Origin of the sequence: Streptomyces sp. NPDC059740 (assembly GCF_042733155.1) — a bacterium.
In the GTDB taxonomy this organism is placed as follows: Bacteria; Actinomycetota; Actinomycetes; order Streptomycetales; family Streptomycetaceae; genus Streptomyces.
Window position 1 is genome coordinate 21246 of the sequence record NZ_JBHWGP010000056.1, and the last position, 6943, is coordinate 28188.

The following is a 6943-nucleotide window of genomic DNA, read 5'->3' on the forward strand; positions in this document are numbered from 1 at the left end:
ACCGCGACGGAACGTCCTCTCCGCTCCGTCCCCCTTCCCGTGCAGCCGGGCCGCCGTCGTCCCGTCGGGCCGGCCGGCCGCACCACTTCCGAGGAGTCTTTCGGTGACCACCGTCAACGTCGCGCCCGCCCAGGCGCCTGCCGAGGAGCCCGCGCCCTACCGGTGGCGCTGGGCCGCGCTCTTCGTGATCCTCGCCGCCGAGGTGATGGACCTCCTGGACGCGGTGGTCACCACCATCGCCGGGCCGTCCATGCGGGCCGACCTCGGCGGTGGAGCCTCCACCCTCCAGTGGCTGGCCGCGGCCTACACCCTCGCCATGGCCGTCGGCCTGGTCACCGGCGGCCGGCTGGGCGACATCCACGGCAGACGCCGGATGTTCCTCATCGGTGCGCTCGGACTCACCGCGGGTTCGCTGCTGTGTGCCGTCGCCGTCTCGCCCGCCATGCTCATCATCTCCCGCGTGGTCCAGGGGCTGTTCGGCGCGGTGATGCTGCCGCAGGGGCTCGGCCTCATCAAGCAGATGTTCCCGCCGAAGGAGTCGCAGAAGGCGTTCGGCATGTTCGGTCCCGTCATGGGACTGTCCGCGGTCTGCGGCCCGATCCTGGCCGGCTGGCTGGTCGAGGCCGACTACTTCGGCACCGGCTGGCGCATGATCTTCCTGATCAACCTGCCGCTGGGCGCGGCCGCCGTGTTCGGCGCGCTGCGCTTCCTGCCCGCGGGACGTACCGCCGACAAGCCGCGCCTGGACATCCCCGGCATGCTCATGGTCTCGCTCGGCGCGCTGCTGATCATCTTCCCGCTGGTCCAGGGGCGCGAGTACGACTGGCCGGCGTGGACCTTCGCCATGATGGCCGCCGCCGTGGCCGTCTTCGTCCTCTTCGGCCGCTACGAGTCGCGTCGCAGCCGCGCCGGCCGTGACCCGCTGGTGGTGCCGAGCCTCTTCCGCAAGCGCGGCTTCAGCGGCGGCATGGTCCTCGGCCTGGTCTTCTTCTCGACCATGCAGGGCTTCATGCTGGTCTTCAACCTCTACACCCAGATGGGGCTCGGCTACTCGACGCTGAAGGCCGGACTGGTCATGGTGCCCTGGTCCGGCGGAATGGTCGTCGGCTTCGGGCTGGCGCAGGCCGTGACGCGGTTCGGCCGCCACGTCCTGCAGGCCGGGGCCGTGGTGATGGCCGCCGGCGTGTTCGGGGTGTGGCTCACGCTGGACGTGGCGGGGGCCGGGGTCGGGCCCTGGCAGCTCGTGCCGGCCCTGCTGGTCACCGGTATCGGGATGGGCCTGCTGATGGCTCCGTTCTTCGACATCGTGCTGGCCGGCGTCGAGCCCCACGAGACGGGCTCCGCCTCCGGGACGATGACGGCGATGCAGCAGCTCGGCGGCGCGTTCGGGGTCGCCCTGCTCGGCACGGTCTTCTTCGGACTCCTGGGCGGCAGTGTCGGGTCGGCCGTCGAGGACCACGGCCAGGCGCTGCGGGGCCGCCTCACCGCCGCCCACGTCCCCGCCGACCGCCAGGACCGCCTGGTGGCGGGGCTCCGCACCTGCGTCGCCGACCGCGCCGTCGCCAAGGACCCCGAGACGGCACCCGCCTCCTGCGACCGGCTGACGGCCGAGACCAGGGCGGCCGTCACCAGCCCGCAGGATGTCGCCGAGGTCTCCGCCGCGCTCGGCGGTACCGCCGCCTCGGCCTTCCAGGGCGGGTTCGGCACCGTCATGAAGAACCTGCTGTGGATCGTCGACGGGATGCTGGCGGTGACCTTCCTGGTCGCCTTCCTGCTGCCCCGCCGCGCCCGCGAGGACGAGCCGGCGGGCCACTGACCGCCCACCCCGCGCGCCCCGCACACCCCGCCCCGACGCACGCCCCGCCGTCCACGCCCCCGCCGGACCCGCCCGGGGGAGTGGCGGCGGGGACGTGCGGCCACCGGCCGGCGCGACCGGTGGCGGGGCGCGCAGCCGTCAGCCCGCCGGGGCCGGCCGGGCGGCCGTCAGCCCGCCGCGGGCAGCACGCGGCCGGACACCTCGCCCAGGCCGACGTGGCTGCCGTCCGCTCCCGGCGCCCACGCGGAGATCGTCACCTCGTCCCCGTCCTGCAGCCACGGGCCCTGCCCCCCGGTCAGCTCCAGCAGGCAGCCGAGCTGGTCGGGGCGCGGCCCGGACACCGTGCCGGAGGCGTACAGGTCACCGGTGCGCAGGTGGGCGCCGTTCACCGTCAGGTGCGCCAGCTGCTGCGCGGCCGTCCAGTAGGTGGTGGCGAACGGCGGCTGGGAGAGCGTCTCCCCGTTCAGCTCCACCTGGAGCCGCAGGTCGTAACCGGCCGGTTCGCTGCCCGAGTCGTCCAGGTAGGGCAGCAGCGGGACGTCCCGCCCGGGCGGCGCGGTGCGGGCCGGCTCCAGCGCGTCCAGCGGGGTCACCCACGCCGACACCGAGGTCGCGAAGGACTTGCCGAGGAACGGGCCCAGCGGGACGTACTCCCAGGCCTGGATGTCGCGCGCCGACCAGTCGTTGACCAGGCAGACGCCGAAGACGTGGTCGGCGAAGTCGGCCATCGGCACCGGCGATCCGGGCCGCGACCCGGTCCCGACGACGAAGCCCACCTCGGCCTCGAAGTCGAGCCGCGCACTGGGCCCGAAGGTGGGCGCCGCCTCCTCGGGCGGGCGCCGCTGGCCCTGCGGGCGGACGACGTCGGTGCCGGAGACCACGACGGTGCCCGCCCGGCCGTGGTAGGCGATGGGCAGGTGCTTCCAGTTGGGGGTGAGCGGCTCCGCGCCCGGCCGGAAGATGCGGCCCGCGTTGCTCGCGTGGTGCTCGCTGGCGAAGAAGTCGACGTAGTCGGCCACCTCGAACGGGAGGTGGAGGGTGACCTCGTCCAGCGGGTGCAGCAGTCCCTCCACCGTCGGCCGGTGCACCGGCTCGGTGACGGCGGTGAGCAGCGCCTCCCTGACCGCCCGCCAGACGCCGCGGCCGGCCGCCATCAGCGGGTTCAGGCTCGGGGCCGTCAGCAGCTCGGCGTGGGGTGAGGCGGAGGTCGTCGCCAGGGCGGCCAGGTCCAGCACGTGGTCGCCGTGGCGGACGCCGAGGCGGCGGTGGCCGGGGTCCTCGGCGGTGGTGAAGAGGCCGAAGGGCAGGTTGTGCGGCCCGAAGGGGTGGTGCGCGGGCAGGTCGAGGGGGCTGGGCCTGGGCATGGTGACTCCTCGGTGACGTCGGCGGCACGTGCGGCGGTCGGAGTCCGGGCGACCGGTGCCGCCTCACTCCTCCAGGTGACAGCCGGACGTCGCGGACGGTACGGGGAATTCCCCCGGGTCCCAGGGGCGTTGAGGTCACACGTGCGTCCGTGTGGGCGCCCTCACACTCGTGCCAGGACCCGGGAAGGACTCCCATGGCGACCGGACTCTCCGACGGCCTGAAGAAGTATCTCGACGAGGAACGGCCCTTCGCGACCGTGGCCACCCTGCTGCCCGACGGCCGCCCCCACCTCACCGTGGTGTGGATCCTGCGGGACGGTGAGGACCTGCTCTTCTCCACCACCACCGACCGCGTCCAGGGCAAGAACCTCGCCCGCGACCCGCGCGTCACCGTGATGATCAACCCGGCGGACAACCCCTACGTCTACGCCGAGATCCGGGGCGAGGCCACCCTGACCACCGACGGCGCCCGCGAACTGGTCGACACCATCTCCCGCCGCTACACCGGTCAGGACTACGCCGACTTCAACCCCGACGCGGTCAACGACGGGCCACGGGTGGTCGTACGGGTGCGGCCGTCCAAGGTCACCGGCCGCCTCTGAGACCCGGTCGCGGGACCCGGACTCGGGGAACCGGCATCGGGCGACGGACTCGGGGACACCGCCAACCGGGGCCCGGCCACGGGGAGCGGCCGGCACCCGGAACCGAGCGGGGCGCTCAGCCCGCCCGGTGCACCACCGCGTCGCACAGCCCCTCCAGCGCCGCCTTCGACGGGCCGGCCGGCAGCGGGACCAGCCCGGCGCGCGCCTCCTCGGCGTAGCGGACGGTGTCCCGGCGGGCCTGCGCCAGCGCGGGATGCGCCCGCAGCCGCGCCAGGGCCTCGGCGTGCCGGACGTCGTCGGTGAGGTCGGAGTCCAGCAGCGCGCACAGCTCGTGGTCCTCGGCGCTCCCACCGCCGTCGGCCACCCGCGCCCGCAGGTGCAGGACCGGCAGCGTCGGGATGCCCTCGCGCAGGTCGGTCCCCGGCGTCTTGCCCGACTCGTGGGAGTCACTGGCGATGTCCAGGACGTCGTCCGCGAGCTGGAAGGCGGTGCCCAGCCGCTCCCCGTACTGCGTGAGGATGCTGACCACGGACTCCTCGGCGCCCGCCATCATCGCGCCGAACCGGCAGGCCACGGCGATGAGGGAGCCGGTCTTGCCCGAGATGACGTCGAGGTAGTGGCCGATGGGGTCGCGGCCGTCGCGCGGCCCCGCCGTCTCCAGGATCTGCCCGGTCACCAGCCGCTCGAAGGCCTCCGCCTGGATGCGGACGGCCTCCGGGCCGAGGTCGGCGAGGATGTGGGAGGCCCGTGCGAAGAGGAAGTCGCCGGTCAGCACCGCCACGGAGTTGTCCCAGCGGGCGTTGGCGCTCGGCACCCCGCGGCGGACGGCGGCCTCGTCCATGACGTCGTCGTGGTACAGCGTCGCCAGGTGGGTCAGTTCGACCACGACGGCCGAGGGCACCACGCCGGGCGCGTAGGGGTCCCCGAACTGGGCGGCGAGCAGGCCCAGCAACGGCCGGAACCGTTTGCCACCGGCCCGCACCAGGTGCTGGGCCGCGTCGGTGATGAACGGGACGTCGCTTTTGGTGGCGTCCAGCAGGCCCTCCTCAACAGCCGCCAACCCGGCCTGGACATCGGCCTCGAGAGCCTTGTCCCGCACGTTCAGCCCGAAGGGCCCGACGACGGTCACGAGGGGTACTCCTGTCTGCTGACGATCAAACTGATTGTCGATCTGTCGCTTGCTCCACCACCGGCCAGCGTATCCGGTCTGCCTTCGATCACCATGGGCGCCTGCCACCCGGAGGCCCGACACCGCGACCCGCCGCGGACACGCCACCGGACGGGAGGACCGACGGGCCCCGCCGCACCCCCGCAGGCCGGCGCGGTGTCCCCCGGCAGGACGAATCCGCCGGTGCCCGCCCCTGCACCGTCGCACACCGCCGCACCCGGACAGGAAGCGGGCGTACGAGCCCCCCTCGACCGGCCGGGTGGCGGGCCGGCCTGCCCCGTGAAGAAGCACCCCCGGCCCGTCCCCGCGGCCACCCCCTCAGGGACCGCTGCGCCGTAAGGAGGAGGCCGGACGGTCCCCTGGTGCGCGCCGGGACCACCGCGGACACCCCCCACCCCTCCCACGGCAGTAGGCGGAACGGCCCTGCGGGAGGACGCGCCACGCCCGAACGCTTTGGTGTGATGAGTACACCACGCCGTGGCGGGTCGGGTTCACAATGAGCCCGAGGCGTGGGCCTCCCCCGCCCGGTGCGCCGAGTCGGACGCCCGGGACGGCGGGACGGACGCGACGCGCGGAGGACCGCCGCTGGAGACGGAGGTAGGAAGTGCCACGGAACCAATCGCAGTGGGCCGGGTACGAAGGCCGGGACGGAACCGGCGGCCCGCTCGGCCCCGGCGCCGGCGTGGGCCCCGGCTTCGACGAGGAACACCGGCGGGCCCAGGCGCGGGCCGCGCGCCGCCGCAGGGCGGCCCGGTGGGGCGTGCCCGGGGCGGTCCTCGGGGTCGCCGCGGCCACGGCGGGCCTGGTCCCGGCGTTCGCCGGCTCGCCCGACCTGCCGAAGATCTCGCCCCGGGACCTGGTGGCCAAGGTCATCGGCTCCGACGTCCAGCAGCTCAGCGGCACCGTCCGGGTCTCCACCGACCTCGGCCTGCCGCAGCTCCCCTCGGGCGGCGCGGGCCTCGCCCTGGGCGGCCCGGACGCCGGCCGCGACTCCTCCGGCGCCGATTCGCAGAGCAGGCTGACCGCGCTGGCCTCCGGGACCCATGTCCTGCGCGTCGCCGTGGACGGACCGGACCGCCAGCGGGTGGCGATCGTGGACCGGGCGGCCGAGTACAGCATCGTCCACGACGGGAACCGGGTCTGGAGCTACGACAGCGCGACCGACACCGTCCACCGTGACCGGGCGCCGGAGCGGGACGGTGCCACGGCCGGCGGCCGGACCGGCGGGCAGGGCAGGGCCGGTCTGCCCGAGGACGTCGGGGACGCCACCCCGCAGGCCCTGGCCCAGAGCTTCCTGTCGCAGGCGGCCACCGACACCTCCTTCTCGGTCGACGGGACCGCCGAGGTCGCGGGGCGGGACGCCTACCAGCTCGTCGCCCGGCCCAGGAGCGGTTCCTCGACGGTGGGCTCGGTGCGCATCGCGGTGGACGCCGAGCGCGGTGTCCCGCTCCGGTTCACGCTGACGCCGAGGAGCGGCGGCGCCGCCGCGGTCGACGTGGCGTTCACCTCGGTCGACTTCAGGCGGCCGAAGGCGGCTCTGTTCGCGGTGCCGAAGGGCGCGAAGACGGTTCAGGGCGCCGAGCACGGGGCCGAGGGCACCCAGGGCGGGCAGCACCGGACCGACCCGGCGACGGGCGGGCCGCGGCGACTCCCCGGGATGCGTACGGTCGGCCGGGGCTGGACCACCGTGGCGGAGATCGAGACCGGCACCGTCCTGTCGGGCGCCGGCGGCTCGCAGGCCGGCTCCGCCACCACCGATGGCCGGTCGGGCGGTGCCGCGGCGCTGCTGGACAGCGTGGGGGAGACGGTGCACGGCTCCTTCGGCACCGGCCGTCTCTTCACCACCCGCCTCGTCAACGCCCTCGTCACCGAGGACGGCACCCTCTACCTGGGCGCTGTCGACCGCAAGGCGCTGGAGAAGGCGGCCCAGGCGCACACCGGCTGACCCCGCGGCAGCCGTCCGCGGTCCCGGCGGTGGCGCCACCGCCGGGAC

The 6943-nt window shown here is 74.8% G+C and carries 5 protein-coding genes; 3 read left to right on the forward strand and 2 right to left on the reverse strand.

The window, feature by feature from the left end; translation table 11 throughout:
* Positions 1-103 precede the first annotated feature (103 nt).
* On the forward strand, positions 104-1816 hold the full coding sequence (locus ACFV3R_RS32405) for an MFS transporter (RefSeq protein ID WP_385590597.1): 1713 nt from the start codon (positions 104-106) through the stop codon (positions 1814-1816).
* Positions 1817-1983: 167 nt separating this feature from the next.
* Here the strand turns inward: ACFV3R_RS32405 and fahA are convergent, their stop codons facing one another.
* A complete protein-coding gene (gene fahA, locus ACFV3R_RS32410; RefSeq protein WP_385590599.1) occupies positions 1984-3180 on the reverse strand; it encodes a fumarylacetoacetase in 1197 nt (398 codons plus the stop codon).
* Between the two features lie 194 nt (positions 3181-3374).
* On the opposite strand from fahA, the gene ACFV3R_RS32415 reads away from it, so the two are divergent.
* Positions 3375-3782: a PPOX class F420-dependent oxidoreductase gene (locus ACFV3R_RS32415; RefSeq protein ID WP_385590601.1), complete on the forward strand. Its 408-nt coding sequence runs from the start codon at positions 3375-3377 to the stop codon at positions 3780-3782.
* Positions 3783-3897: 115 nt separating this feature from the next.
* On the opposite strand, the gene ACFV3R_RS32420 is transcribed toward ACFV3R_RS32415, so the two are convergent.
* Positions 3898-4911: a polyprenyl synthetase family protein gene (locus ACFV3R_RS32420; protein WP_385590603.1), complete on the reverse strand. Its 1014-nt coding sequence runs from the start codon at positions 4909-4911 to the stop codon at positions 3898-3900.
* 643 nt (positions 4912-5554) lie between these two features.
* On the opposite strand from ACFV3R_RS32420, the gene ACFV3R_RS32425 reads away from it, so the two are divergent.
* Positions 5555-6895: an outer membrane lipoprotein carrier protein LolA gene (locus ACFV3R_RS32425; protein ID WP_385590605.1), complete on the forward strand. Its 1341-nt coding sequence runs from the start codon at positions 5555-5557 to the stop codon at positions 6893-6895.
* Positions 6896-6943 lie beyond the last annotated feature (48 nt).